The sequence below is a fragment of the Yoonia maritima genome (assembly GCF_003003285.1).
GTDB lineage: Bacteria > Pseudomonadota > Alphaproteobacteria > Rhodobacterales > Rhodobacteraceae > Yoonia > Yoonia maritima.
Window position 1 is genome coordinate 361,095 of sequence record NZ_PVTP01000002.1, and the last position, 24,007, is coordinate 385,101.

25 protein-coding genes and 2 tRNA genes are annotated in these 24,007 nt (G+C 53.0%); 11 read left to right on the forward strand and 16 right to left on the reverse strand.

Annotation, left to right across the window (positions count from 1 at the left end):
• Positions 1 to 4 precede the first annotated feature (4 nt).
• Positions 5 to 304, forward strand: a complete 300-nt coding sequence (locus CLV80_RS18280) for a hypothetical protein (RefSeq protein WP_133169747.1) — start codon at positions 5 to 7, stop codon at positions 302 to 304.
• Here CLV80_RS18280 and CLV80_RS04385 read toward each other — a convergent pair.
• Both CLV80_RS04385 and CLV80_RS04390 read right to left on the reverse strand, forming a co-directional pair.
• Positions 299 to 1,174 carry an aminoglycoside phosphotransferase family protein gene (locus CLV80_RS04385; protein WP_207766503.1) on the reverse strand — a complete coding sequence of 292 codons (876 nt, stop codon included), beginning with the start codon at positions 1,172 to 1,174 and terminating at the stop codon, positions 299 to 301. The two genes, CLV80_RS18280 and CLV80_RS04385, sit on opposite strands and share 6 nt — an antisense overlap.
• Positions 1,171 to 2,202, reverse strand: coding sequence for a M42 family metallopeptidase (locus tag CLV80_RS04390; protein ID WP_106355227.1), 1,032 nt, complete (start codon positions 2,200 to 2,202; stop codon positions 1,171 to 1,173). Before CLV80_RS04390 ends, CLV80_RS04385 begins: the two co-directional genes overlap by 4 nt.
• Before the next feature lie 233 nt (positions 2,203 to 2,435).
• Here CLV80_RS04390 and CLV80_RS04395 point away from each other — a divergent pair, with 233 nt between their 5' ends.
• From CLV80_RS04395 to CLV80_RS04410, 4 genes are all read left to right on the forward strand, one after another.
• Complete coding sequence (locus tag CLV80_RS04395; protein WP_106355229.1) at positions 2,436 to 2,939, forward strand: type III secretion system chaperone family protein; 504 nt, start codon at positions 2,436 to 2,438, stop codon at positions 2,937 to 2,939.
• Between the two features lie 76 nt (positions 2,940 to 3,015).
• A complete protein-coding gene (proC, locus tag CLV80_RS04400) occupies positions 3,016 to 3,831 on the forward strand; it encodes a pyrroline-5-carboxylate reductase (protein WP_106355231.1) in 816 nt (271 codons plus the stop codon).
• Entirely contained in the window at positions 3,824 to 4,162 is a 339-nt protein-coding gene (locus CLV80_RS04405) for a tRNA-binding protein (protein WP_106355233.1), read from the forward strand. The genes proC and CLV80_RS04405 overlap by 8 nt, the downstream gene beginning before the upstream one ends.
• Positions 4,159 to 5,106: a 2-hydroxyacid dehydrogenase gene (locus tag CLV80_RS04410; RefSeq protein WP_106355235.1), complete on the forward strand. Its 948-nt coding sequence runs from the start codon at positions 4,159 to 4,161 to the stop codon at positions 5,104 to 5,106. Before CLV80_RS04405 ends, CLV80_RS04410 begins: the two co-directional genes overlap by 4 nt.
• Before the next feature lie 6 nt (positions 5,107 to 5,112).
• On the opposite strand, the gene CLV80_RS04415 is transcribed toward CLV80_RS04410, so the two are convergent.
• Both CLV80_RS04415 and CLV80_RS04420 read right to left on the reverse strand, forming a co-directional pair.
• Entirely contained in the window at positions 5,113 to 5,520 is a 408-nt protein-coding gene (locus tag CLV80_RS04415; RefSeq protein ID WP_207766504.1) for a hypothetical protein, read from the reverse strand.
• On the reverse strand, positions 5,517 to 6,719 hold the full coding sequence (locus tag CLV80_RS04420) for a pyridoxal phosphate-dependent aminotransferase (RefSeq protein ID WP_106355369.1): 1,203 nt from the start codon (positions 6,717 to 6,719) through the stop codon (positions 5,517 to 5,519). The genes CLV80_RS04415 and CLV80_RS04420 overlap by 4 nt, the downstream gene beginning before the upstream one ends.
• Before the next feature lie 82 nt (positions 6,720 to 6,801).
• On the opposite strand from CLV80_RS04420, the gene CLV80_RS04425 reads away from it, so the two are divergent.
• From CLV80_RS04425 to CLV80_RS04435, 3 genes are all read left to right on the forward strand, one after another.
• Positions 6,802 to 7,197: a helix-turn-helix domain-containing protein gene (locus CLV80_RS04425; RefSeq protein WP_106355239.1), complete on the forward strand. Its 396-nt coding sequence runs from the start codon at positions 6,802 to 6,804 to the stop codon at positions 7,195 to 7,197.
• A complete protein-coding gene (locus CLV80_RS04430; RefSeq protein ID WP_106355241.1) occupies positions 7,194 to 7,466 on the forward strand; it encodes a succinate dehydrogenase assembly factor 2 in 273 nt (90 codons plus the stop codon). The genes CLV80_RS04425 and CLV80_RS04430 overlap by 4 nt, the downstream gene beginning before the upstream one ends.
• A 90-nt stretch (positions 7,467 to 7,556) precedes the next feature.
• The gene (locus CLV80_RS04435; RefSeq protein ID WP_106355243.1) at positions 7,557 to 8,078 is read left to right on the forward strand and encodes a MarR family winged helix-turn-helix transcriptional regulator; all 522 of its coding nucleotides are present in this window, start codon (positions 7,557 to 7,559) and stop codon (positions 8,076 to 8,078) included.
• 75 nt (positions 8,079 to 8,153) lie between these two features.
• On the opposite strand, the gene CLV80_RS04440 is transcribed toward CLV80_RS04435, so the two are convergent.
• From CLV80_RS04440 to CLV80_RS04480, 9 genes are all read right to left on the reverse strand, one after another.
• A complete protein-coding gene (locus CLV80_RS04440; protein ID WP_243394409.1) occupies positions 8,154 to 8,789 on the reverse strand; it encodes a DUF1194 domain-containing protein in 636 nt (211 codons plus the stop codon).
• A 35-nt stretch (positions 8,790 to 8,824) separates the two neighbouring features.
• Positions 8,825 to 9,526, reverse strand: a complete 702-nt coding sequence (locus CLV80_RS04445; RefSeq protein WP_106355247.1) for a DUF1194 domain-containing protein — start codon at positions 9,524 to 9,526, stop codon at positions 8,825 to 8,827.
• The gene (locus tag CLV80_RS04450; protein WP_106355248.1) at positions 9,520 to 9,948 is read right to left on the reverse strand and encodes a VOC family protein; all 429 of its coding nucleotides are present in this window, start codon (positions 9,946 to 9,948) and stop codon (positions 9,520 to 9,522) included. Before CLV80_RS04450 ends, CLV80_RS04445 begins: the two co-directional genes overlap by 7 nt.
• 134 nt (positions 9,949 to 10,082) lie before the next feature.
• A tRNA-Glu gene (locus CLV80_RS04455) sits at positions 10,083 to 10,157 on the reverse strand.
• Between the two features lie 133 nt (positions 10,158 to 10,290).
• Positions 10,291 to 10,365: transfer RNA gene (locus tag CLV80_RS04460), tRNA-Glu, on the reverse strand.
• A gap of 87 nt (positions 10,366 to 10,452) precedes the next feature.
• The gene (gene recJ / locus CLV80_RS04465; RefSeq protein WP_106355250.1) at positions 10,453 to 12,213 is read right to left on the reverse strand and encodes a single-stranded-DNA-specific exonuclease RecJ; all 1,761 of its coding nucleotides are present in this window, start codon (positions 12,211 to 12,213) and stop codon (positions 10,453 to 10,455) included.
• Positions 12,214 to 12,296: 83 nt separating this feature from the next.
• The gene (gene glpX / locus CLV80_RS04470) at positions 12,297 to 13,262 is read right to left on the reverse strand and encodes a class II fructose-bisphosphatase (protein ID WP_106355252.1); all 966 of its coding nucleotides are present in this window, start codon (positions 13,260 to 13,262) and stop codon (positions 12,297 to 12,299) included.
• Positions 13,263 to 13,398: 136 nt separating this feature from the next.
• The gene (locus tag CLV80_RS04475) at positions 13,399 to 14,685 is read right to left on the reverse strand and encodes a homoserine dehydrogenase (RefSeq protein WP_106355371.1); all 1,287 of its coding nucleotides are present in this window, start codon (positions 14,683 to 14,685) and stop codon (positions 13,399 to 13,401) included.
• Positions 14,686 to 14,740: 55 nt separating this feature from the next.
• Complete coding sequence (locus tag CLV80_RS04480; protein WP_207766508.1) at positions 14,741 to 14,971, reverse strand: hypothetical protein; 231 nt, start codon at positions 14,969 to 14,971, stop codon at positions 14,741 to 14,743.
• 104 nt (positions 14,972 to 15,075) lie between these two features.
• Between CLV80_RS04480 and CLV80_RS04485 the strand changes: the two genes are divergently transcribed.
• Complete coding sequence (locus CLV80_RS04485; RefSeq protein WP_106355256.1) at positions 15,076 to 15,555, forward strand: hypothetical protein; 480 nt, start codon at positions 15,076 to 15,078, stop codon at positions 15,553 to 15,555.
• Positions 15,556 to 16,161: 606 nt separating this feature from the next.
• Here the strand turns inward: CLV80_RS04485 and CLV80_RS04495 are convergent.
• The gene (locus tag CLV80_RS04495; RefSeq protein ID WP_106355260.1) at positions 16,162 to 16,716 is read right to left on the reverse strand and encodes a TadE/TadG family type IV pilus assembly protein; all 555 of its coding nucleotides are present in this window, start codon (positions 16,714 to 16,716) and stop codon (positions 16,162 to 16,164) included.
• Positions 16,716 to 18,359, reverse strand: coding sequence for a TadE/TadG family type IV pilus assembly protein (locus CLV80_RS04500; protein WP_106355262.1), 1,644 nt, complete (start codon positions 18,357 to 18,359; stop codon positions 16,716 to 16,718). Before CLV80_RS04500 ends, CLV80_RS04495 begins: the two co-directional genes overlap by 1 nt.
• 370 nt (positions 18,360 to 18,729) lie before the next feature.
• Between CLV80_RS04500 and dnaG the strand changes: the two genes are divergently transcribed.
• Both dnaG and rpoD read left to right on the forward strand, forming a co-directional pair.
• Positions 18,730 to 20,703, forward strand: coding sequence for a DNA primase (gene dnaG, locus CLV80_RS04510; protein WP_106355266.1), 1,974 nt, complete (start codon positions 18,730 to 18,732; stop codon positions 20,701 to 20,703).
• 128 nt (positions 20,704 to 20,831) lie between these two features.
• Positions 20,832 to 22,808 (forward strand): RNA polymerase sigma factor RpoD, encoded by a 1,977-nt coding sequence (gene rpoD, locus CLV80_RS04515; protein ID WP_106355269.1) that lies wholly within the window; start codon positions 20,832 to 20,834, stop codon positions 22,806 to 22,808.
• Positions 22,809 to 23,304: 496 nt separating this feature from the next.
• Here rpoD and CLV80_RS04525 read toward each other — a convergent pair whose 3' ends face one another.
• Positions 23,305 to 23,994, reverse strand: a complete 690-nt coding sequence (locus CLV80_RS04525) for a nitroreductase family protein (RefSeq protein WP_106355274.1) — start codon at positions 23,992 to 23,994, stop codon at positions 23,305 to 23,307.
• Positions 23,995 to 24,007 lie beyond the last annotated feature (13 nt).

The following is a 24,007-nucleotide window of genomic DNA, read 5'->3' on the forward strand; positions in this document are numbered from 1 at the left end:
TGTGATGAGTTATCTTTCCAGTCTCGTTTCATCCATCGCCGGTCTTATACTTTTTTGTATAGGTGCTATTGGTCTAAGTGGCGTAACTGTGAACCCGTCCCCTTCAATCACTGTGTTATTAAGCCCAATGGGGTATGGCGATCATGTCGATAGCCTTTATTATTGGGGAATCGTGTTTCTGGGGTTCTGGCTTGTTCTTTATGTTTTCGTCCGACCCGCTGCGCTGACCGCACTTGCTATGGTTTTGGGAAAGTCATTGGTTTTGAAAGGCTGGGTTCCATTGCTGGGCGTTATGAGCTTATAACTTTTTGCTGGTAGCGCTCATTTCAATCAAGAGGTGATTAAGGTGTTCGGTGTCGCCGCCTTTATCGCAGGTCACTAGCAGCGCTTTCCAAATCGCCCAACCCTTTGCGCGCGCCCAGGTATCTGCGTTCATATTTACCGTTTCGCGGAATACCCGTTGGGCATCTCCCGCGAAATAAGTCCATGCGATGACCAGATCACACGCAGGATCACCAACACCGCATCCGCCAAAGTCGATGACCGCAGCGAGGCGATCTTCTGCGATCAAAAAGTTGCTTGGGGCTATGTCTCCGTGGACCCAAACGGGTGGGGATTCCCAGTGAGTTGCGCAGGCTGTGTCCCATATATCCGTGATGTGTGCGGTGTTGAAACGTCCTTTGAGCATATTTAGGCAACGTCGCACATCGTCATCATAAGTCTTGAGGAGGCCGCCGCGATAAAAGTTCTGTGGCCCTGGTTGCGGGCCACCTTGGTTTGGAATGGATTGCAACGCTGTTAGAAAACGGGCCAAATCGCGTGCAATGTTTGACTGATTTTCAGGGGCTGCTTGATCTGCGGATGCGCCGGGCAACCAGCGCATGACACTCCAATAATAGGGGTATGCTGCGGATGGGATGCCCATCGCGATGGGCGCTGATATTGGCACGGGAAGATGTGGGGCGAGGCGGGGCAGCCACTTTTGCTCTTTAGCGACCTGCGGTTCGTAGCGTGCGGCGCTTGGCAGCCGGATCGACATGTCGTCGCCAAGGTGAAATGTGAAATTGTCCCAGCCAGAGCTTGCGACCGGGCGTATGGGCAGAGCGGCCCATTGTGGAAACTGGTCCGCGATCACTGCGCGGACCAATTCGGTTGTGATCGTCAGGCGGTTCAAAATTCGCTGAGGTAGGCGACAATGATATCCAACGCGGCTTGCAAGTCGCCTTTTTCGACCATTTCGGTCACAGTATGGATATAGCGTGTTCCTACGACGATGCCGACGGCACGTGCACCTGCAGCTGCTTGCTGTGCGGCGGCGCCGTCTTGGCCGCCAGCCGCTAGCATGGTGCGCTGGTAGGGGATGTCATTCTTGATCGCTAATGACTCAACTTCTTTTACTAAGGCCTTGTCTGCAATGAATGAGCTGTCGCGGACATGAAGCCCGAAGCCTTTGCCTTGCTGAGTCGTTGCGTCTTTTTCTGGGATGCCGGGGGTGTCACAGGCAAGCGTTGTATCGATGCCGATGCCGATATCAGGTTTGATGGCATAAGATGCGGTGCGCGCGCCACGCAGGCCGACTTCTTCTTGGCAGGTAAATGCCACGTGGATTTCTGCGTCATGGCCTTTGTCGCCAAGTTGCCGTATCGCTTCGATGCCGAGCCAGCAAGCGATACGGTTGTCCAATGCTTTGGATACAAATTTGTCGCCCATTTCTAAAAACGGCTCGTCCATCACAACGAAATCACCGACCTTAACAACATCACGGGCCTTTTCTCCCATTCCAAGGTCGACAAAGAATTCGCCGAGTTCCGGCACCTTTTTGCGATCTTCGGGGGATGCGATGTGGACGGGTTTGCCGCCTGGGTTCATTACCCCCTTATAGTCCCCATCGTCTGTGCAGACCAATACACGGCGCGAGAAAAGGTTGCGCGGGTCAAAGCCACCAACAGGTTGCAGATAAAGATAGCCTTTGTCGCTGATGTGGCTGACCAGAAAGCCAATTTCATCCATGTGGCAAAGTAGCATGATTTTTAGCGGGTCGGTTCCGGTGGCATTCCGCTTGCACAGCAGTGACCCCATTGGGTCGACTGTGACTTCATCAAACAGCCCTTCGATTTCGGTCGAAATAAGATCACGTACGCGGTCTTCGTTTCCCGGAACACCCGGCATTTCGCAAAGGCGTTTAAGTAGATCAATATTCATTGGGAGGCTCCTATATCTGCAACGCACTTTGTGTTCTGCCGATGGAAAACGCAATTATCCCCAGAAAACTTTTCGCGTCTCTGACTTATCCCCAAGAAACTGCTTTACAGAATCCCCTGAATGACCGCACGATATGTAGTAGGGGCGGAACGTAAATAACACAGTCCCTAGAGCAGGCACCTAGCGCTTGGGCACTGCCATGACCCATGCGCCAAAGTAGCGAGGCCGAGCATATGGCATTGTCCGAACAGTATCTCGAGGCAGAGGATCTTCACCCGATTGATTTGGTGGAGCACATCGCAGAGCATCATGAATGGGAATTCGACCGCATTCACGATGATCAAATCGCAATGGTTGTCGAAGGTCAGTGGCGCACTTATTCCGTGACATTGGCGTGGTCCGCATATGATGAAACGCTGCGTTTGATCTGTACCTATGAAATGGAGCCACCAGCCGATCGGATGCCCGCCCTGTACGAGGCGCTTAACACGATCAATGATCGTTGTTGGGCTGGGTCGTTCACATGGTGGGACGAGCAAAAGCTGATGGTTTATCGTTATGGCCTGATGCTTGCTGGTGATCAGATGGCTGGCCCAGATCAAATTGACACCATGATCAAAGCCGCCGTGAGCGCGTGCGAACAGTACTATCCAGCGATCCAATTGGTGACTTGGGCAGAGCGTTCAGCCGCCGAAGCGGTGCAGATCGCCATTGGCGGCGCATACGGCCGCGCCTAAAATAAAGTGTAAGGTGGGTTTAAAGCCCGCCTGACTTTGCGTAATCTTGCACCACTCTATCAAGAAGGTGCATATTATGGACATGAATGACGTCGCTACGCGCGGTCTTGTTCTTCTGGGTTGCGGTAAAATGGGGTCGGCGATGCTTGCCGGTTGGTTGCGCAACGGCTTGCCGCCAAAATCAGTTTGGGTCATCGAACCGAACCCATCTGACTGGCTGAAATCACAAGGCGTGAATATGGGCGGTGATCTTCCGAAAGATCCTGCAATCGCCTTGGTCGCCGTGAAACCCCAGATGATGGCCGACGCATTGCCCGATGTGAAATCGCTAGGCGACGGGAAAACCTTGGTTATTTCGGTCGCAGCCGGAACCCCGATACGTACTTTCGAAGAAATGCTGGGTGATAAAACACCAATCATTCGCGCGATGCCAAATACGCCAGCAGCAATTGGCCACGGCATTACTGCACTGATTGGCAACGCTAAAGCCATGCCAGACGATATGGATTTGGCCGAGGCGCTATTGTGGTCAATCGGCCAAACTGTGCGTCTTGATAACGAAGGTCAGATGGATGCGGTTACGGCTGTGTCAGGCTCTGGTCCCGCTTATGTCTTTCACATGATTGAAACCTTGGCCGCTGCCGGAGAGGCAGAGGGCCTGCCTGCTGAGCTTGCGATGGAGCTTGCCAAGGCGACTGTTGGCGGTGCTGGTGATCTTGCTGAAAACGCGGACGAAGACCCCACACAGTTGCGCGTTAACGTGACCTCGCCGAATGGTACGACCCAAGCAGCGCTTGAGGTCTTGATGGATGATGAAACAGGCCTTGGGGCTTTGATGCGTCGTGCCGTCGCTGCGGCTGCTGCCCGGTCTCGTGAGCTTGCGAATGAGTGAGATAAGTTTTGACGACTTTCTAAAGGTCGATGTGCGCGTCGGTACGGTGATGCGCGCGGAGCCATATCCAGAAGCACGCAAGCCAGCGATCAAGCTATGGATCGATTTCGGTGATGAGATCGGCGAAAAGAAAACATCTGCCCAGATTACAGCGCATTACGCCGCAGAAACACTGGTCGGCAAACAGGTGCTGGCCGTGGTGAATTTTCCGTCGCGCCAGATCGGCAAATTCATGTCCGAGGTGCTTGTTCTTGGGATGCCGGACGAAAAAGGTGAGGTCGTTTTGGTCGGTCCTGATCAAACTGTACCTGTGGGAGGAAGACTGCATTGAAAAAGCTACTACTCACTCGGGCATTTCCCGAGGCGAATATTGCCGCAGCGCGTGCAAGATATGATGTGACTGTGCGTGATATGTCCGAAGGTTTGACCGCGTCAGAAGCGAATACTGCCCTAAAGGAATATGACGCGATCCTGACGACGCTTGGCGATCAGTTTAGCGCAGAGGCCTTTGAGGGTGACTTGCGTTGTGGCGTGCTCGCGAATTTTGGTGTCGGCTATAATCATATTGATGCCGATGCAGCCAAGGCCGCTGGTGTTGCAGTGTCGAACACGCCAAATGTCGTAACCGACGCGACTGCCGATATTGGTATGACCTTGATACTGTCAACTTGTCGTCGCGCAGGTGAGGGTGAGCGCCTTGTGCGCGCCGACAAATGGACGGGTTGGGGCCCGACCGAGATGTTGGGAACACATGTGACCGGTAAGACCGTTGGCATTGTTGGCATGGGCCGTATCGGTCAGGCTGTTGCGCGCCGCTGTCATTATGGTTTCGAGATGCCAGTGATCTATTTCAACCGATCACGCAAAGACGTGGATTTCCCAGCAACGCAGGTGGACACGCTGGCAGACCTGATGGGGCAGGCGGATATCGTTGTTGTCACGGTTCCCGGTGGCGGTAGCAACACGAACCTGATTGACGCCACAGCGCTTGCTGCGATGAAGCCACGCGGTATTTTCGTGAATATTGCGCGTGGTGATGTCGTTGACGAAGACGCGCTGATCGCGGCGCTTCAGGCCGGCCAGATCGCCGGCGCGGGCCTAGATGTGTTTGTGAAAGAACCGATTGTCCCAGACGCATTCCGCGCGATGGAAAACGTTGTCCTGCTGCCGCATCTTGGGACCGCAGCGCTTGAGGTTCGCGAAGCGATGGGGCAGATGGCGCTAGATAACATTATCGCTTGGCACGAAGGGCGACCACTGCCGCAAGGCGTCTAGCGCAGCCTATTCGCCGTTCGATTTTGTCATGCGGTCCGCTTTTTTGCGGACCAATACGCTGCGCAGATCATGCATTGCGAGCAAGAAACGGTCAGTGATGTCTTCTAACTGCGCGTCGGTGGCTTTGGATTGGACCCATTGGGTCGTGATATTCATCTGATCAATCGCACGGTGAATGTCATCAATATCGCGGTGGGCGTTCAGTTTCGTGCGCGCGGCAAGCCATTCTTCGATGGCGGCAATATCATCATCGGTCAGCGTGTAACCGCTTTGGGGTTTATAGTCGCCCCGGTTGGTATTGATGATCGCGATTTGATCCATTTCGATACGACGCTGCCGGTTTTCGACATCAAGCCGAAACACGGCAGCCCCGTTATCACGGACCCGAAAGTAATAAGGGGGCAGATCGTTCATGATAGCCCCTTGCAGAAGTTTTGGATGCGGGTGCAGGCTTCTTTGAGTGACTCGTCCGATGTCGCATAGCTGACCCGGAAATTCGGTGACAAACCAAAGGCTGCGCCAAAGACCACTGCCACGCCTGTTTCTTCAAGCAAGGCGGTCGCAAAGGTTTCGTCATTATCGATCAACGTGCCAGCGGCCGATGTCTTGCCGATGCAGTCCGCGATGGACGGGTACACATAAAACGCGCCTTCTGGTTTTGGGCAGATGATGCCTTCTGCGGCATTCAACATGTCGACAACCAAATCCCGGCGACGCACGAACATTTCGTTGTTGGGCGCAAGAAAATCCTGCGGGCCATTCAGGGCTTCGACCGCAGCATACTGGCTGACCGAACATGGGTTTGACGTGGACTGTGACTGAACTTTGCGCATTGCCTTGATCAGTGTTTCTGGGCCTGCAGCGTAGCCGATGCGCCAACCGGTCATGGCATAGGCCTTGGACACGCCGTTCACTGTGAGCGTCCGGTCATAAAGACCCGGTTCAACTTGGGCAGGGGTGCAGAACTTAAAGTCGTCATATGCAAGATGTTCGTACATATCGTCAGTCATAACCCAAACATGGGGGTGGTGCATCAATACGTCGGTGAGCGCCTTTAGCTCTTCCCATGAATACCCTGCACCTGTGGGGTTAGAAGGGGAATTAAACAAGAACCACTTTGTCTTGGGCGTGATTGCGGCCTCTAGCTGTGCAGCTGTGATTTTGAAGTTTGTTTCTAAGGAGGCAGCAACCGCAACTGGCTCACCGCCAGCAAGTAGCACCATATCGGGGTAGCTGACCCAATAGGGGGCGGGGATGATGACTTCGTCGCCTTGGTTCAGGGTCGCCATGAATGCATTATACAAAACCTGCTTGCCACCTGTGCCGACAGTCACTTGGGCTGGTGTGTAGGTCAGATCATTGTCGCGCTTAAACTTGGCGCATACCGCCTCTTTCAGTTCGGGGATGCCATCGACGGCAGTGTATTTCGTCTTGCCGGCATTAATTGCAGCGATCCCAGCGTCTTTGATGTTTTGCGGGGTATCAAAATCTGGTTCGCCCGCACCCAACCCGATGACATCGCGACCGGCAGCTTTCAGCTCGGCGGCTTTGGTGGTTACTGCAATTGTTGGTGACGGCTTAACGCGGTCGAGGGTCGCTGATAGAAAGGTCATGTTTGTCATCCGGTGGTAAATTACGGCTATGCCTGTCATAGGATGGGGTAATCCGCAAACGCAAGCAACAAGGATATCAAAGATGACCGAGACTGAAGGCGATTGGTTTGGCGAAGACGCCGCAACGTTCGGAGACCGGCTTGCAGGAGCACGCGAAGCATCTGGGCTTACGCAAAAGACGCTGGCGAGCCGTTTGGGCGTGAAGCCTTCGGTCATTGAGGGTTGGGAAAACGACACCAAAGAACCCCGCGCCAATCGATTGCAAATGCTGTCCGGCATGTTGGGGGTTTCGCTAAGCTGGCTGCTTACCGGAGAGGGCGAAGGCCCCGAAGCGCCAGAAGAAGGTGTGGAGATTTCGTCGGATCTGCTTGATCTTTTGGCCGAAATGCGGCTTTTGCGGTCGCAGATCGCCCAGTCAGGTAAAAAGCTTGGGCAGTTGGAAAAGCGTCTGCGCACAGCAATTAAGGAACAGCAATGACCGAAACACGCGAAGCCATGATTAAACGGATGCGGATGCGGTCAATGCGGCGCGGGATCAAGGAAATGGACCTGGTCCTATCCGCCTATGCTGATGCGCATCTTGGCGACATGACGGACCAGGAACTGGCCCTGTATGACGCATTGCTGACTGAAAATGATCACGACATCTATGGCTGGGTCGGTGGACAGTTAGCAGTACCTGATGAATACACGGCATTGATCGCGCACATTAAGCAAGGCGCACATGGGGTCACACGACCAGCATAAAATGCGTATTTTATGTTCAATTTTATCATTTAACTGAATGTTTCTAATTTCACGTTAGCTCTGTCCTTAAGTCAAAGACGGAGTAAAAAGATGAGTATTCATACGGATATTGATGGGCCGAATCCGTCGGGGTTATCGGCGGCGCGCAGTGCCAGTTTTATGGCAAGTTACCTCGATGCGCTGACCTTGGTGGAACGGCTGCATCGATTATTGCTGGATGTTATCAAAGATGAGTTTGAGCGTGTCGCAATTCTAGAGATCAACGCAGTGCAGGCGCTACTGTTGTTCAATGTGGGCGACAATGAGGTCACTGCAGGGGAACTAAAGACGCGCGGTTATTATCAAGGGTCGAACGTTTCCTATAATCTAAAGAAATTGGTCGAACTGGGGTACATGCACCACCAGCGTAGCGAGATTGACAGGCGGTCTGTGCGTGTTCGACTGTCTGAAAAAGGGCGCAACGTGCGTGGGATCGTTTCTAAGCTTTTTACGACACATGCGGATGGTCTGGTTGATCGCGATGTTCTGGATCATGAGGGGCTGGAGGATATCACCGCATCCCTGCGCCGGGTTGAGCGGTATTGGACAGAGCAGATTCGATATATCTACTGACGCGCCTTGTTGACGGTTTTGATTGTAACGATTGGTGTGTTTTTGAGGGGCGCCGCCGGTCCGTCGTCCCTCGTATTACTCTAAGGCGCCGGTAGCGATGCTTTGTAATTCGCGGAGCAGTTTTCGTTCCATCGCCGCGGCATAATCGTCAAAGCTACCTGCAACTTCGACAAAAGAGCCCGGGCCACGAATGACATATGATCGGTAATATGTGGCAAGTTCCGCGTCGTTGGACGCATCAATCACTAAGCCGTTGACGATCACCCCGTCAGGCATTGCTGTGTTGGCAATATCTTGGGGGCGTGGCCCGGTGTTTGCGGGCCCATCCCCCGACACATCCAACGTGCGTTTCCAGCAATGCGATTGTTGGCTAAGAAGTGCAAACCCAGTGAGAAGCGCAGAGCCAATCGCAGTCGTTGGCGCAGCTTCGCTGCGCTGATGGGTTATCAACGTGGTCACTGTTTTGTTTAAATCTTGTGGTCCGGTCAGGGTGGTCCACGGTAAAATCAGCTTTTGATCTTCGGGGCCGCTCCATTCGTAGACTGCGATGCTAATCGGCGCAGCAGGTTGAAGAAAAAGTAGTTCTTGCACGGCTTCACTGTTTAAGGCTGTTGCAAGACCATCAAGCTGAAGTCGATACTCTGCAGTGTCCACAGAGCCTGAAACATCTAGACCTAGCGCAAGTGCTTGGCGGCAGGCCGCGTCTGCCATGCTGGGTATGCATAATGCGATGAGCGCGACCAATTTCATTCGGATTGGCCAGTGGATGAAAAGTTGCTTCCAATCACCTGTGGAGTGACTTCGCGGATAAGCTTGCGTCGCATCGCGTCTTCGTAATCATCAAACCCTTGCGCTATTTCAACGAAAGCACCGGGGCCGCGAATGACCTGAGATTGATAAAAGAACAGCGGGCCTGACGTTGTATCATCCGTTGATGCGATCACAAGTCCATTGACGGTCACGCCGTCAAAGGGGAATGCGCTATAAGCTGCTGCGGGACCGAAGCCTTCGTTGTTGATCCCGTCGCCAGCGACATCAATTGTGCGAAATAGGCATTGAGGCATTTGCTGCAACTGTATCGCCGCGTGCCCCAAGGCATAGCCCATCGCCGTCGGAAAATCATCATGGTTGCGCTCGCTCGCTAGTATTGTCTCTGCGGCGTTCAACAGGTCGTTCGGGGACCGAATTAAGGTCCATGGGGCAATTTCGTCTTGGTTGTAGCGACCGCTCCATTCGAACACGAACAATGCAACCGGGTCGGGGTTGCTTAGAAACGCGATTTGCACATCCGGCGCAACTAACGCCGCTGCTAGCCCCGCGCGTTGTTGTTGATCTTCGGTCGCGTCAACGGACGACGACACATCAATAGCAAGCACAAGCGCGAGGCGGCATGCCTCAGCCGGGTTTGCAAAGACGCAAAGCCCGGCGATGAGGGCGGATTTTACCAATGGCCTATGTTTTCCATGCTTGCCCATGGTTCCGCTGCTGGCAGGCTGTCACCCGCCTGTAGCAGTTCGATCGAGATATTATCAGGCGAGCGCACAAACGCCATATGCCCATCACGCGGCGGGCGGTTGATTGTCACGCCGTTGTCCATGAGCACCTGACAGGTTTCGTAGATATTATCGACAGCATATGCGAGGTGGCCAAAGTGACGACCATCTGATGGTAGGCCATCATCACCGTCCCAGTTGTAGGTCAATTCTACGGGGCATTCCTCTTGTCCTTCGGCGGCCATGAAGATGAGTGAGAAGCGGCCAGCCTCACTATCGTGGCGGCGTGTTTCTTTTAGTCCAAGCAGTTCGAAAAACGCGATCGTCTTATCGAGATCTTTCACGCGCACCATTGTATGTAGATATCTTGGGGCCATGGTTCGGTTCCTTTGTGATGGCTTCACATCAGAACCTAGTGCGTGGATCGCGGTGGGAAAATACTGAATTTCAAATCACATGGATTATCTACCAAGGCCGTCGTGGACGGATATCGCTTTTCAGTGAAATACCATGGCAGTCCCTAGGGGAATTGAACCCCTCTTTCCAGGTTGAAAACCTGGCGTCCTAACCGATAGACGAAGGGACCGCACTTGGTGTGGGGCTTTTAGAAAAACCTAACGAAGGGCGCAAGTCCTATAGTGAAGGAAATGTCGTAGGAATTCATAAAAAATCAGACCCATGCGATTTTCGCATATATTCTGTTTCGTTGGGAAACACCATGGCAGTCCCTAGGGGAATTGAACCCCTCTTTCCAGGTTGAAAACCTGGCGTCCTAACCGATAGACGAAGGGACCGCACTTGGTGTGTGGCGCTTTTAGAAAAACCGACCGAAGGGCGCAAGTCCTATTTTTAATTATTTTAGGATTTTACGCAGAAACCTCTCAATAAGAAGGTGCAGCGTCTTCAAGGCGCAGCTGAACGGATTGGCGCCCGCGCCAAGTGTTTACCTCTAGGCGGCCTGCTAAGTGGAAGCGGGCACCGTTGTGTCCCATCAGCATAAGGCCAAGCGGCCCATCCATGCCACCAAAGCAAATAGAATCGATCCGCGCACCTAAACCATCACCAAAAGTGACTTTGAGGTGGTTAGCACCAACTTGTTTCGCGAAAAGAATCTGAACATCGGGAAAAGCAAAGCGCGGGGCAGGGGCGCCGGCGCCGAATGGCCCTGCTTTTTCAATGTGTTCGACCAATTCCACGGTCGCAGCACCCGGCATCAGGATGCCATCCAATCGCAGATCAGCAGGACCGATGTCGGCTGCGCCTTGTTTGGCTAATAGTTCGCCTAATCGTTCCATTGCAGATTCAAGCTGATCGCGCGCAACGGTTAGGCCTGCGGCCATTTTATGCCCGCCGCCTTTTGTAAGCAGTCCCTCAGATGCGGTGCGTTGAATCGCTGCGCCTAAATCGATTCCCGATACAGAGCGACCAGATCCTTTTCCTTCGTCACCGTCCAACCCGATCACGATCGCGGGGCGATTGGTTGCTTCTTTCAGGCGCGATGCGACAATCCCAACCACACCCGGATGCCAACCTTCGCCCGCGGCCCAAACTAACGGACCGTCAAGGCCGCGTTCGGTGGCTTGTTCAATCGCAAGATCACGCACTTGCGCTTCTACTTCACGGCGTTCTGTGTTCAGTTGATCAAGCTTCGCGGCCATGGCTTCGGCTTCGTGGCGGTTGTCACAGGCCAGTAGACGCGCGCCAAGATCGGCCTGCCCGATACGACCGCCAGCATTCACGCGCGGCCCCAACAAAAAGCCAAGGTGATAGCTCGTCGGTGCTTGGTCTAGTCCAGCCACATCGGCAAGTGCAGTAAGCCCAATACGTTGCCGGCGACCCATCACGGTTAGGCCCTGACGAACAAATGCGCGGTTTACCCCAATCAAGGGCGCAACGTCTGCAACAGTTGCCAAGGCAACCAAATCTAACATCGACATAAGGTCGGGGCCTTTTGTGCCTACGTCGCGTAGCTGCCGGTTTGCTTCGACCAGCATCAAAAAAACCACGGCCGCCGCGCAAAGGTGCCCTAAATCACCGCTTTCGTCTTGCCGATTTGGGTTCACGATCGCGACGGCATCGGGCAGTGTTTCCCCACCAAGGTGGTGATCCAATACAATCACGTCAGCGCCCTTCGCCGCAGCGATCGGCCCATGAGAAAGCGTTCCACAATCGACACAAACGATCAGGCTGTGGTTGGCGGCAAGCATCGCCATAGCTTCATCATTTGGGCCGTAACCCTCGTCAATGCGGTCAGGGATATATAGCGTGGTCTCTAACCCCATATCGCGTAGCCAATTGATTAAAAGGGCGGCTGATGTGCCACCGTCGACATCGTAATCAGCGAAAATGGCGATGCGTTCACGGGCACTTACGGCTGTTAGAAAACGTGCCGCTGCTTTTTCCATGTCGCGCATATCACGCGGATCGGGCAGAAGGTCGCGCAATGTTGGTGAAAGGAATGCTTCGGTGCCATCCTCGGCCACGCCACGCCGGACAAGCGTGCGGCAAATCGGTGCGGGCAAGCCGGTTGTTTGTGCCATCGCTTCGGACAGGCGGTCTTCTTCGATGCTTGGGCCAACCCAGCGCCGGCCTGTCGCAGATTCGGTTACATTAAGGAACGCTTTATGTTGTGTCTGTGTCATAGTTCAGCACAATAGAGAAAGGGCGCAGCTGGTGCCACGCCCTATTCCTCGCTTTGTATGAAATACTCTCGCCGAAGGCGCGGTTAAGAAACTGGGTTGCGGTAAATCATGCGACGCACTGACCCAGTTTTAGAGCGCATCAAAATTGTTTCGGCCGTGACATAGCCAACTTCGCGTTTGATTCCGCTTACAAGCGATCCGTCTGTGACGCCGGTCGCCGCAAATATGACATCGCCAGTAACCAGATCATCGCGGGTATATACGCGGTTGAAATCTGTGATGCCTGCTTTGGTCGCGCGGCCGCGTTCGTCGTCATTGCGGAACAATAGGCGACCCAGAATTTGTCCGCCCATGCATTTCAGCGCAGCCGCTGCTAGAACACCTTCGGGTGCGCCGCCTGATCCCATATACATATCAATTCCGGTAATTGCGGGCTCTGCGCAGTGCATTACGCCAGCGACGTCACCATCTGTGATCAGCCGGATAGCCGCACCCGTTTCACGCAATTCTGCAATCATGTCTTCGTGGCGAGGACGTTCAAGCACGCAAACTGTGATGTCGCGCGCTGTACAACCTTTGGCCGCGGCCAATGCTGCGACACGTTCTGTGGGGGACATTTCGAGCGTGACAACACCTTCGGCGTATCCCGGCCCAATCGCAAGTTTATCCATGTAAACGTCGGGTGCGTGCAGCATTGATCCGCGCGGTCCCATCGCGATGACCGCCAGCGCGTTTGGCATGTCTTTGGCCGTTAATGTCGTGCCTTCAAGTGGATCAAGCGCAATGTCGACACCGGGTCCGTTGCCAGAACCAACCTCTTCACCGATGAAAAGCATCGGTGCCTCGTCGCGTTCGCCTTCGCCGATCACGACGACACCTGCAATGTCTAGTTTGTTCAACTGGGTGCGCATTGCGTCAACAGCGGCTTGGTCGGCGGCTTTTTCGTCGCCCCGCCCGATCAGCGGGGTGCAGGCGATGGCCGCAGCCTCGGAAACACGGGCAAGTCCAAGTGAAAGTGAGCGGTCGTTAAAGTCGGCAGCTTTGGTCACGGTGGGAGGTCCTTTTATGGTTAGTTCCCCTAAAGCGTGTCCGTTCGCATGCTGCAATACTGTTTGCGCTAACCCATTCGCATCAGAATTGCGTAATAATCCTGATGCTGAAATTTAGGCAATTTGTCGCGTATTATCAGACTTCTTCGATGCGAATTGCGACGGGCGCGCCAGAGACGACCCCGGTGTTCGTGAAGTCAGCCAAGGCATCTTCGAGCGCTGTGCGCGTTGTTTTATGCGTGACGATCAACACTGGCGCAGCAGTATCATGGTGGCCATATTGGCGCATACGATCAATTGAAATGCCTGCTTCACCCAGGGCATGGGCGACCTTTGCTAAGGCGCCCGGCTTATCAAGTAACTGAAGGCGTAGGTAATACGGTGCAGGCACCGCTGCGCGTGCGGCGCGTGCTTGACGTAAGGTGTTTGCGGGCTGGCCAAACGTTGAAATCCGCAAGCCACGCGCGATATCCATGACATCGCCCATCACGGCGCTTGCGGTTGGTCCTTCGCCAGCGCCAGCGCCACGCAGAACAATCTGTCCAACAGCATCACCTTCGAGAACGACCATGTTGGTGCCGCCTTCAAGTTGCCCAAGCGGCGAAGTATCAGGAACAAGACAAGGGGACATGCGCTGTTCAAGCCCACGACCGGTCATCTGCGCGACCCCTAACAGTTTGATTTTGTATCCCATGTCTGCGGCTTGATGGATATCGTCGATGGTAATCGCGCCGATACCTTCAAGTTCCACCGCATCAAAATCAACCTGTGTGCCAAATGCGATGGACGCAAGCAGCGCCAACTTATGACCTGCATCGATACCGCCAACGTCTAGTTCTGGATCGGCCTCTAGGTAACCAAGGCTGTTAGCTTCTTCGAATACGTCTTCATAGCTTAGGCCAGCGTTTTCCATCCGTGTGAGGATGTAGTTGCAGCTTCCGTTCATCACACCCATGACGCGTGTAATTTCGTTCCCTGCCAACCCTTCGGTTAGGGATTTCACCACAGGAATCCCTCCTGCAACAGCGGCTTCAAACCGGATCACGCGATCAGCAGCTTCTGCGGACTCAGCCAAAGCTTGCCCATGAATCGCAAGCAGTGCTTTGTTTGCGGTTACGATATCCTTGCCGGCGATAATCGCAGCGGCGGTTGCGTCCTTGGCCGGGCCTTCATGGCCGCCCATGACTTCGACAAACACATCGATGTCGTCGCGTTTCGCAAGATTGATTGGGTCATCTTCCCATGCGTAAGCTGACAGATCAACGTTGCGGTTTTTGAACTTTGATCGTGCCGATACAGCGCTAATGACGATTGGACGTCCGGCACGCTTTTCCAGTAAATCAGCGTGTTGTTGGACAATTTTTACGATGCCAACACCTACGGTGCCAAGACCCGCGATTCCAAGGCGTAGTGGTGTCATCATGTCTGGGTCCATTCGTGGTTCGTTTTATCAACGCCCTACTAGCGAATAGGGCGGGCTACTGCAACGCAGCGATATTGATCCGACGCAGACGTTCTGCGCGGGCTTGCAAGGCAGCCACGCGAGTGGCCATCTGTACGTCATTTGGGACGTTGTTTGAGGTGATATCTGGAAGCGATGACACCGTAGGGTAGGGAGCATCGCGTGCTGTGTCACTGATACTGCCGTCAAGTGCTGGAAACTCGGTGCAGGCCGCGAGGGCAAATATGAAGAATGGCATAAGTCGCATTTGGCGTACTTTATGCAGCACTTACTAAAAAGCGCAAGCTAGCCTAAGTCTAGGCATTCGTGCAAACGTGGGGTAGGTCGGTAAAAACGCAAATGAGGTGCGACATGTTCCAATCCGACGAAAACGGTGTTTACGCCATAGTTCAGGCGTCAGCGCTACGCCGCACCTTTGCTTTTGGGGTGCTTTTCGCGCTGGGTACGATGGTGATCTATACCGCGTTGGTGCAGCCACCTGCGACGGTTTGGTTAGTCTTTATGCTTGGGTTCGGCGCAGGGGCGTTGTGGCTTGCCGAAAAAATGCGGCGGGCGACGCTAAGCGTGATTGAGCTTACAGATACTGAAATTCGCGATTCAAATGGCCTTGTGCTTGCACGTATGGACGAAATTATCGCAGTAGATCGCGGCGCATTTGCGTTCAAACCATCGAATGGCTTCACGTTGAAGCTAAAAGCCAAAAAGCCCCGGGCTTGGGCACCGGGGCTTTGGTGGCGCTTTGGGCGCCGGGTTGGTGTCGGTGGCGTGACCTCAGCAGGTCAGGCCAAATTCATGGCAGAGCAAATAGCGCTGCGGATTGCTGACCACTAGTCGTCGTCTACGGGTGCACAGGATCTAAGGCCTACGCTATTGACATAGCATAATTCGCCTTCAAACCGGGAGCGGATGGGGGTGAAGTGGGAAAACTCAATTCCCTCTAACTTGGTTGGAATAAACGGGCCGATTCCAATCGAAAATGGAGCAGTGTACGAAATGTGCGTTTCAACCAGAAACGACTTATCGTTATTGGACATGATTGGTATACGGTGTGAAACTGCATCCAGTGACGCTTGAGTGTGGGGAACGTATTCGTCTCCACGTTCCTGTGACCACACTAGAACGTATTCATCATCCGATGATGTATCTGGGTTCCCAGCATCGAAGTAATAGCTTGTGATCCGTAAACTGGGGGCACCGCCGCCATCTGATAGCTGTTCGAGTAGCGAATGGGCACCCGTTATGTAGTCATCGTTGACTTCGGCTTCTCGGCTAAACATGTCTGAAACGGTTAAATTTGCACGGGTGCTTAGGGACTCGGCTTTGAAAGCATCGAAATAAACGTGCGTTGATAGTAATGCCCAAACTAGTATCGGTATCGACAAGACGAGTTCTACCGATGCTATACCGTCTTCGTCGCGTCTGAGGTCATTGAGTAATTTAATCATCACGTGGCTCTACAACATAAGATGATGTCGCAACGAGAGCGTATGAATTGCCAGATGCAGCACTCCCATTTTCGACAATTGCTTTTCCTATTCCTGATGTCGGAAAAAAGACGTTCACCCGTGCACAAGCGCGCACAACGACCAATTGGTTCCCGTCGCCATGCGTGAAATCTGTTGCTGGCCGGTTACTCACGCTCCGATCAATGCAGTTCACGTCGTTGGGGAGCGGGGTCCAGCTTTCCGGATCCTTCACATACATCGCTATTTGCAGTTGGTTCTCGCAATCAGGTATCAGTCTTGCAGCATTGCAAATGTTTTTACGGAGCGTCGGCGCATCTGGGTCCATCAATGTACCAATGCGGATGTCACGTATCGTTACGTCCAGGCCGCGTTCAAGCATCACATCACGAATTGCAATGATCCCTGATTCAATCGTCATCATAAAGAAGCCGAAGAATATTGGGAAGATTATAACAAATTCAACTGTTACAACCCCACTTTCGTCGCTTACTAAACGTTTGAAAAGTGATGTAAGACTAGATGACATTATAGGTTCAGCCTTAGGTCAGTAATCTGCTCCGCAATCCCTTCAAAGATTTCGTCAATCGCGTTACCCGCTGTTTCGTTGTAGTAACGTGACTTAGGTTCTGATGCACATGCTTCCATTTCATCTTCACCGTGCGAAGTTGCGCCCATGGCAATAGAATATACGATAATATCGGCTTCTTTCGCTTTGGTGCATATTTGGCTTAGCAGGGTGTCTGCTTGCGACGAAGTATAAGCAGTTTCAGTCAGGCGACTACCGACGAAGTAGCCACTGTTGTTTAGATAATCGGATTTCAGATCATCGTTAACGTTGTACCACCAGTAATTGAACGTGTAGTCACGGAAGCGCACATGTTCTTCGTATTCATCGTAGGTGTCGTCAACTAGTCGGATTGTATCTACGTTCTCGCCGTCAGTCATCAGGATAACGTATTTCAGCGTGTTGACTCCACTATCTTCGGCATAATTTAGAGGACGCGTGCCGCGGAACTCTTCGTGAACGCTGTCAACATCTTCAATGATGTCTTGCATTGAGGGGTCCAATAGTGAGACGCCCCATTTCATACCCAAGTGAATGGATGTGTTGAGTGTCGGTTGCAACTTTGAAATTGCATCTGTGATTGCGTCTGGCTGGTCCGCGAAAGGAATGATACCTTCGTAATCTTTGTTCGGGCACGTTGTTTGAATTGGGACTTCGACGTTGCTGTTAGAATAGACATCAAAATACTGCGTTTGACGATAAGCGCGTGAAGTGTCGAATTCTGCCGATTGGAAATCGGTGTAATCAAAATCAATGCAGCGGCTAGGATTGATGAAGGTCGACTCTGGGTCTTCAGGGTCCTGACTTGTTGTGACCGCTACGTTGATCGCGTCAAACAGTTCGTCGCCTACGCTCACATTTGCAGAATAGTTTACCAAAGAGACAGAAACGATAGGTCGGTATGTAGTATCTGGATCGTCTGGATCGCCGTTTGCTTCGAGTACTGTGGTCACAAAATCTGTCGCAGCAGAACGTAGAAGGTCAATTTTACGGTCACCATAGACTGTAACAAAGCACCCGTTTCCGTATCCAGGATACCAATTCGCCTTTTTCCAGCTGCAGCCGTTAGAACCGGCGTTCACAAACTCTTGGCCAACAATAACGCGATTGTCCATAGAACCCGAGATGTCGAGGACCAGTGAAATTTCGATGTCACCGACGCCTTCGATTGCTCGTGAAGATGCCGCAGCAGCTAGCACATCAATCCCAGCGAGCTTTAGGAAGTAAGTGTCTACATCAACGATGGCGTTGACCTGCACAGACTTTGACGATCCCGTGTTGTTTATTATCGGTTCACCATCGAGTGCGTCGGCATACCCAGCTTTTTCAAAAAAGTCTGTTATGACGTCTGCAGAGTCTAATTCTTGCCTCATGCTTGCTGCGGACAGGACCGCGCGGTCGGCAACACCTTGGATTTCTGCGCGACGGGATTCAAAACGCATAAAGTCAACTGCCATGCCGCCCATAATGAGCATTGCAACCAACAGCAGGATTGTCATTATCAAAATTGATCCATCTTCGTCCGCCGCGAAGCGTTTCCGAAGGCTGTCTTGCGACTTGGAGGCGCCAAAAGAGCGCGTATTCTGTGTAAACATCATGGGCATGGTCTATCCTCGTGGCAAAGCACCAAGTTTTATATACGACATAACTTTGAAGGTGCATAACGCTTATTGTTTGGCGCAAATGTGGCGTGGCGAAATTGGGGCGGACAATTTTGACATGTGTGAAATGTTGGGGGATATCGTGGCTAAAGGTGGTGAAGTTCGGTTATTGTTTCGATTGGCGAAAATAGCGGAACTGTAGTGTAAGCGAGAATCTGCCGCGATATGAATTCGTTTAGCCTTTGTTGTCTTGTGGAAATGGTGACGAAAAACGTATTCGATTCGTTCTTGGGGCGTGTTGACGGCACTGGAATGATGATCTGACTAATAAGAACGCATTGGCCTTTGTCGTGAACTGCGCGATAAAGCGAGTATGAGTCTTCCGCCGGGTTTCCTTGATGAATTGCGTACGCGACTGTCCTTGGGGCAAGTCGTTGGGCGTAAGGTTATGTGGGACACCCGCAAGTCCAATCAGGGCAAGGGTGATCTTTGGGCACCGTGTCCGTTTCACCAAGAAAAATCTGCCAGCTTTCACGTCGATGATCGTAAGGGGTATTATTACTGCTTTGGTTGTCACGCAAAGGGTGACGCGATCTCGTTTGTGCGCGAGACCGAGAATGTCGACTTTATGGAGGCTGTACGGATTCTTGCCGGCGAAGCCGGTATGCCGATGCCAGAGCGCGATCCGCAAGCGCAGCAAAAGGCGGATCATCGCACCATTCTGGTGGATATCATGGAGCAAGCCGTCCAGTTTCACCGTTTGCAATTGCAGACGGGTGTTGCCGCCGCTGCACGTGACTACCTTGAGCGTCGCGGCCTAAGCGTTGAGGCGCAGGCACGTTGGAATATTGGTTTTGCGCCGGCGCACAATGGGGTGCTCGAGCATCTGAGCGGCAAGGGGATTGAGCAAAAGCTTATTATCGATGCTGGGTTGGCTGCGAAAAGTGACCGTGGGAATGGTTTGTATAACCGGTTCCGAGATCGGATCATGTTCCCGATCCGTGATGCGCGGGGGCGTGCGATTGGCTTTGGCGGGCGGGCGATGGACCCGAACCAGCCCGCGAAATACTACAACTCGCCCGAGACGCCTTTGTTCGACAAGGGGCGTAGTCTGTATAATCACGGCCCCGCACGCGAGGCTGCCGGCAAGGGCAAGCCGTTGATCGTGGCTGAGGGGTATATGGATGTTATCGCCCTGTCAGAGGCAGGGTTTGAAGCAACGGTCGCGCCGTTAGGGACAGCAATCACCGAAAATCAATTGCAGATGCTGTGGCGCATTGCGCCCGAGCCGATCATTGCGCTTGATGGTGATACTGCCGGGTTGCGTGCCGCAATGCGTGTGATCGATATTGCGCTGCCATTGCTCGAAGCGGGCCAATCTTTGCGTTTTGCATTGATGCCTGACGGAATGGACCCCGATGACCTGATCAAGTCACAAGGGGCAGGGGCAATGCAAAAGCTGATCGATCAAGCGATCCCTATGGTGCAGCTATTGTGGCAGCGCGAAACCGAAGGGAAGACCTACGACAGTCCCGAACGGAAGGCTGCGTTGGATAAAGCGCTACGCGAAAAGATCAAACTGATCTCCGACCCATCGATCCGCGCGCATTACGGCGAAGCTATCAAAGAGATGCGCTGGGAGCTGTTTAGTAAACGCAAGCGTTCGGGTGGTGGTGCCAGGCCGCAGCAACGTAAATGGGCCCCGGGAAATCAAGCAGCGTGGAAGCGCGATATTAGCCCCGTTTCAACAAGTAAAAACTCGGCGCTTGGGACAGGAGCGGCGAAAGAAGAATACCTACGTGAAGCTGTGATCCTCGCGACCTTAGTCGCAAACCCGAAAGTCGCGATCGAATTTGAGAGCGCATTGGAGGAACTGGATTGTCGCGATCAAACACATGGCGATGTGCAGAGCTGCTTATTGCGGCACCTTGGTGCAGATGATTTGCGTGGCGTTATTGTCGATGCTTTGGGCCCCATGGTACTTGAAAACCTGATGACCCACAGCCATGTGGCTATTAGCCCAGCAATTCGGCGTGCGGGAGATGATGCGATAGCGCGCCTTTGTCTGGCAGAGGAGTTTGCAAAACTGAATGCGCGGTTAGGGCATGCGCGTGAAATCGAAGATGCCGTAGAGGATCTCTCTGGTGTTGCCGATGAAGGGCTGACCTGGCGGTTGGCGCAAGCGACCGCAGCAGTTGAGCGCGCAGAGCGAGGAGACAATGATGACAAGGCAGAATATGCCGTGCGGAAAAATGGTTCGCGTCTTAAGAAAGACGAGCTAAGTGCCTTGGATCGGCTGCTGAAACAGATTGGTTATGCCGATGGACCGGACACGCCAGAATCATGAATGGCAACATACTTTGAAAACAAGGCGTGACCTGCTTGCGAATCACTGCGATGCAGGGTTGATTCGACGCTAACCGAATCGGCCGAATCACTTCGGCCCGGAAAAGATGACTTTGAAAGGGCCCCTTGATGGCTGCGAAAGACAACGACGATCGTAAAAACGCTGACCAAGATGGTGATATCAGCCTTGATATGAGCCAAGCCGCGGTCAAAAAAATGATCGCCGACGCGCGTGAGCGGGGCTATATCACTTACGACCAGTTGAACGCTGTCTTGCCCCCAGAGCAGGTATCGTCAGATCAAATCGAAGATGTGATGTCGATGCTGTCCGAAATGGGCATTCAGGTCACCGAAGAAGAAGAATCAGAAGAGACCGACGAAAACCAAGGCGGGACCGAAGTCGCGACTGTGGCCGGTTCGCGCGATGTTGTTCTTGGTGGCGCCGAAGCTGAAAAGCTCGACCGGACAGATGACCCTGTCCGCATGTACCTGCGCGAGATGGGCAGTGTTGAGTTGCTAAGCCGTGAAGGCGAGATCGCCATCGCAAAGCGGATCGAAGCTGGCCGTAACACGATGATCCTCGGGCTATGCGAAAGCCCGCTGACTTTCCAAGCGATTACGATCTGGCGCGACGAACTTTTGTCCGAAGACATTTTGCTACGCGATGTCATCGACCTTGAGACCACATTTGGCAACCAAATGGGCGATGAGGAAGAAACCGTTGTTGCGGCCCCTGTCGCTGACACAGGTGAAAAGGCTGAAAAAGCACAAGAGCTTGATGCCGATGGCAATCCGATTGCCAAAGACGATGACGACGATGAAGACGATCAGGCAAACATGTCGCTTGCTGCGATGGAAGCTGCGCTAAAGCCACGCGTTCTGGAAACGTTGGAAGTCATCGCGCATGACTTTGCAGAGCTTTCAGACATGCAAGACGCACGTATGTCAGCGACCCTGAATGAAGATTCATCATTTACTGAGAAACAAGAAAAGAAATATCAAAAGCTACGGTCTGAAATCGTGCTCATGGTGAATTCGCTTCACCTGCACAACAACCGTATCGAAGCGCTGATTGACCAATTGTACGGCATCAACCGCCGTATCATGTCGATCGATAGCGCGATGGTAAAGCTGGCTGACCAAGCGCGGATTAACCGTCGCGAATTCATTGATGCCTACCGTGGTCGTGAACTTGATCCGAACTGGCTTGAAGAAATGAGCGAAAAGGCTGGCCGCGGCTGGCAAATGATGATCGAGAAATCGACAGATAAGATCGAAGAACTGCGTGGCGATATGGCCCAAGTCGGTCAGTATGTCGGCGTCGATATCACTGAATTCCGCCGTATCGTACAGCAAGTTCAAAAAGGTGAGAAAGAGGCGCGTCAGGCCAAGAAAGAAATGGTCGAAGCCAACCTGCGCCTCGTGATCTCAATCGCTAAGAAATACACAAACCGTGGCCTACAGTTCCTCGATCTGATCCAGGAAGGTAACATCGGCCTGATGAAGGCGGTCGATAAATTCGAATACCGCCGCGGTTATAAATTCTCGACCTACGCCACATGGTGGATCCGTCAGGCGATCACGCGTTCTATCGCGGATCAGGCGCGTACGATCCGTATTCCAGTGCACATGATCGAAACGATCAACAAGCTGGTTCGGACTGGTCGTCAGATGCTGCACGAAATCGGCCGCGAACCAACCCCAGAGGAATTGGCAGAAAAGCTGCAGATGCCTTTGGAAAAAGTCCGCAAGGTCATGAAGATCGCGAAAGAGCCGATTTCTTTGGAGACGCCAATCGGCGACGAGGAAGATTCACAGCTTGGCGATTTCATCGAAGACAAGAACGCGATCCTGCCGCTGGATTCTGCCATTCAGGAAAACCTGAAGGAAACCACAACGCGGGTTCTGGCATCACTGACCCCACGCGAAGAACGCGTTCTTCGCATGCGTTTTGGTATCGGAATGAACACCGACCACACGCTCGAAGAAGTCGGGCAACAGTTCAGCGTTACGCGCGAACGTATCCGACAGATCGAAGCAAAAGCACTGCGGAAGCTGAAGCACCCAAGCCGGAGCCGGAAGCTACGGAGTTTCTTGGATCAGTGATTAGAAAGGCGCCTCCGGAAACGGGGGCGTTTTGTTTATGCATAACCAAAAACAGATATCTCATCTAGACCGGATAGCTGCTCGTCTCGAGACCGCTGATGTAAAAAATGCGTTTTTCTTGATGCTCACAGCTTTATATTCGGGTAGCGGGTACGCCTTGCGGCCTGCCTCGCAAGGAGCGTTTTCGGTTTTGCAAATACGCATTGATGGCGAGAATTACTTTGCGTTCAAAGGTGCGAAATCTCATCTAAGATTTTATTTTCGAGATCCTTTTTTTAAAACGCATGATCATCAGGCTGTGCTAAATAGATTTCCAACTGCAGAAGTTGTGCAGGAGAAGGAAGTTGCGGTTAATCTTCATAGCTATGAAGATGCCTCCGTTTTGCTAGGATATTTGAAGAGTTTGGGCCTTCAGGTGGGAACGTGTAGAACCGACGCGTGACTGATTGCAAACACCTGTAAGCGCCTTCATCGCACGGGTGGGCGCTGACCTGTGTCAATAGAAACGCGCAATCTTATCCAGCGGCTTCTTATATTTAGCTACTTCCGGCACCGTCGCTGTTTCGGCGGCGTGGCCGACGGTGAGGATCATTACCGGCTTTTCTGAAGCCGGCCGATCTAAGGCCGCGTTCAGGAATTTCATCGGGTTCGGCGTATGCGTCAGGCACGATAGCCCCGCATTGTGCAGCGCGGTGATCAGGAAACCTGTCGTAATGCCGACGCTTTCGGGGACGTAGTAGTTTTTGTATCGTGTCCCATCGTCGAACTCTCCCCACCGCTGGGCAAATATCACGATGTGCCATGGCGCGGTGGTCAGGTGCGGTTTGTCCGCGTTGGTGCCGATCGGTTCAAGCGCTTTGATCCATTCGTCGCTGGCTCCGCCATCATAGAATTTGCGCTCTTCTTCTTCTGCTTCTACCCTGATGCGGGCCTTGAGCGCAGGATCAGACACAGCGGCAAAGAACCAAGGCTGATGGTTTGCACCGGAAGGGGCGCTTCCCGCCGTCATGATACAGTTTTCAATGATGTCGCGGGGCACCGGACGGTCAGAAAAGTCGCGGATGGAGTGGCGCTTGGCCATGAACGCGCGGAACTCTTGCGCCTTTTCTTGCGCTTGGGCGTCGGTCAGGCTTTGCTGGTCGGGCAGGGGGACCGCGTTATAGGACATCTTTTCTTTTGCGAACATTGTGGTCTCCTTG

Coding starts and splice junctions, on each gene's coding strand:
- CLV80_RS18280 (WP_133169747.1), top strand. CDS start 5: ATGAGTTATCTTTCCAGTCTCGTTTCATCCATCGCCGGTCTTATACTT.
- CLV80_RS04390 (WP_106355227.1), bottom strand. CDS start 2,202: ATGAATATTGATCTACTTAAACGCCTTTGCGAAATGCCGGGTGTTCCG.
- CLV80_RS04395 (WP_106355229.1), top strand. CDS start 2,436: ATGGCATTGTCCGAACAGTATCTCGAGGCAGAGGATCTTCACCCGATT.
- proC (WP_106355231.1), top strand. CDS start 3,016: ATGGACATGAATGACGTCGCTACGCGCGGTCTTGTTCTTCTGGGTTGC.
- CLV80_RS04405 (WP_106355233.1), top strand. CDS start 3,824: ATGAGTGAGATAAGTTTTGACGACTTTCTAAAGGTCGATGTGCGCGTC.
- CLV80_RS04415 (WP_207766504.1), bottom strand. CDS start 5,520: ATGAACGATCTGCCCCCTTATTACTTTCGGGTCCGTGATAACGGGGCT.
- CLV80_RS04420 (WP_106355369.1), bottom strand. CDS start 6,719: ATGACCTTTCTATCAGCGACCCTCGACCGCGTTAAGCCGTCACCAACA.
- CLV80_RS04425 (WP_106355239.1), top strand. CDS start 6,802: ATGACCGAGACTGAAGGCGATTGGTTTGGCGAAGACGCCGCAACGTTC.
- CLV80_RS04430 (WP_106355241.1), top strand. CDS start 7,194: ATGACCGAAACACGCGAAGCCATGATTAAACGGATGCGGATGCGGTCA.
- CLV80_RS04435 (WP_106355243.1), top strand. CDS start 7,557: ATGAGTATTCATACGGATATTGATGGGCCGAATCCGTCGGGGTTATCG.
- CLV80_RS04440 (WP_243394409.1), bottom strand. CDS start 8,789: ATGGCAGACGCGGCCTGCCGCCAAGCACTTGCGCTAGGTCTAGATGTT.
- CLV80_RS04450 (WP_106355248.1), bottom strand. CDS start 9,948: ATGGCCCCAAGATATCTACATACAATGGTGCGCGTGAAAGATCTCGAT.
- recJ (WP_106355250.1), bottom strand. CDS start 12,213: ATGACACAGACACAACATAAAGCGTTCCTTAATGTAACCGAATCTGCG.
- CLV80_RS04475 (WP_106355371.1), bottom strand. CDS start 14,685: ATGATGACACCACTACGCCTTGGAATCGCGGGTCTTGGCACCGTAGGT.
- CLV80_RS04480 (WP_207766508.1), bottom strand. CDS start 14,971: ATGCGACTTATGCCATTCTTCATATTTGCCCTCGCGGCCTGCACCGAG.
- CLV80_RS04485 (WP_106355256.1), top strand. CDS start 15,076: ATGTTCCAATCCGACGAAAACGGTGTTTACGCCATAGTTCAGGCGTCA.
- CLV80_RS04495 (WP_106355260.1), bottom strand. CDS start 16,716: ATGTCATCTAGTCTTACATCACTTTTCAAACGTTTAGTAAGCGACGAA.
- CLV80_RS04500 (WP_106355262.1), bottom strand. CDS start 18,359: ATGCCCATGATGTTTACACAGAATACGCGCTCTTTTGGCGCCTCCAAG.
- dnaG (WP_106355266.1), top strand. CDS start 18,730: ATGAGTCTTCCGCCGGGTTTCCTTGATGAATTGCGTACGCGACTGTCC.
- rpoD (WP_106355269.1), top strand. CDS start 20,832: ATGGCTGCGAAAGACAACGACGATCGTAAAAACGCTGACCAAGATGGT.
- CLV80_RS04525 (WP_106355274.1), bottom strand. CDS start 23,994: ATGTTCGCAAAAGAAAAGATGTCCTATAACGCGGTCCCCCTGCCCGAC.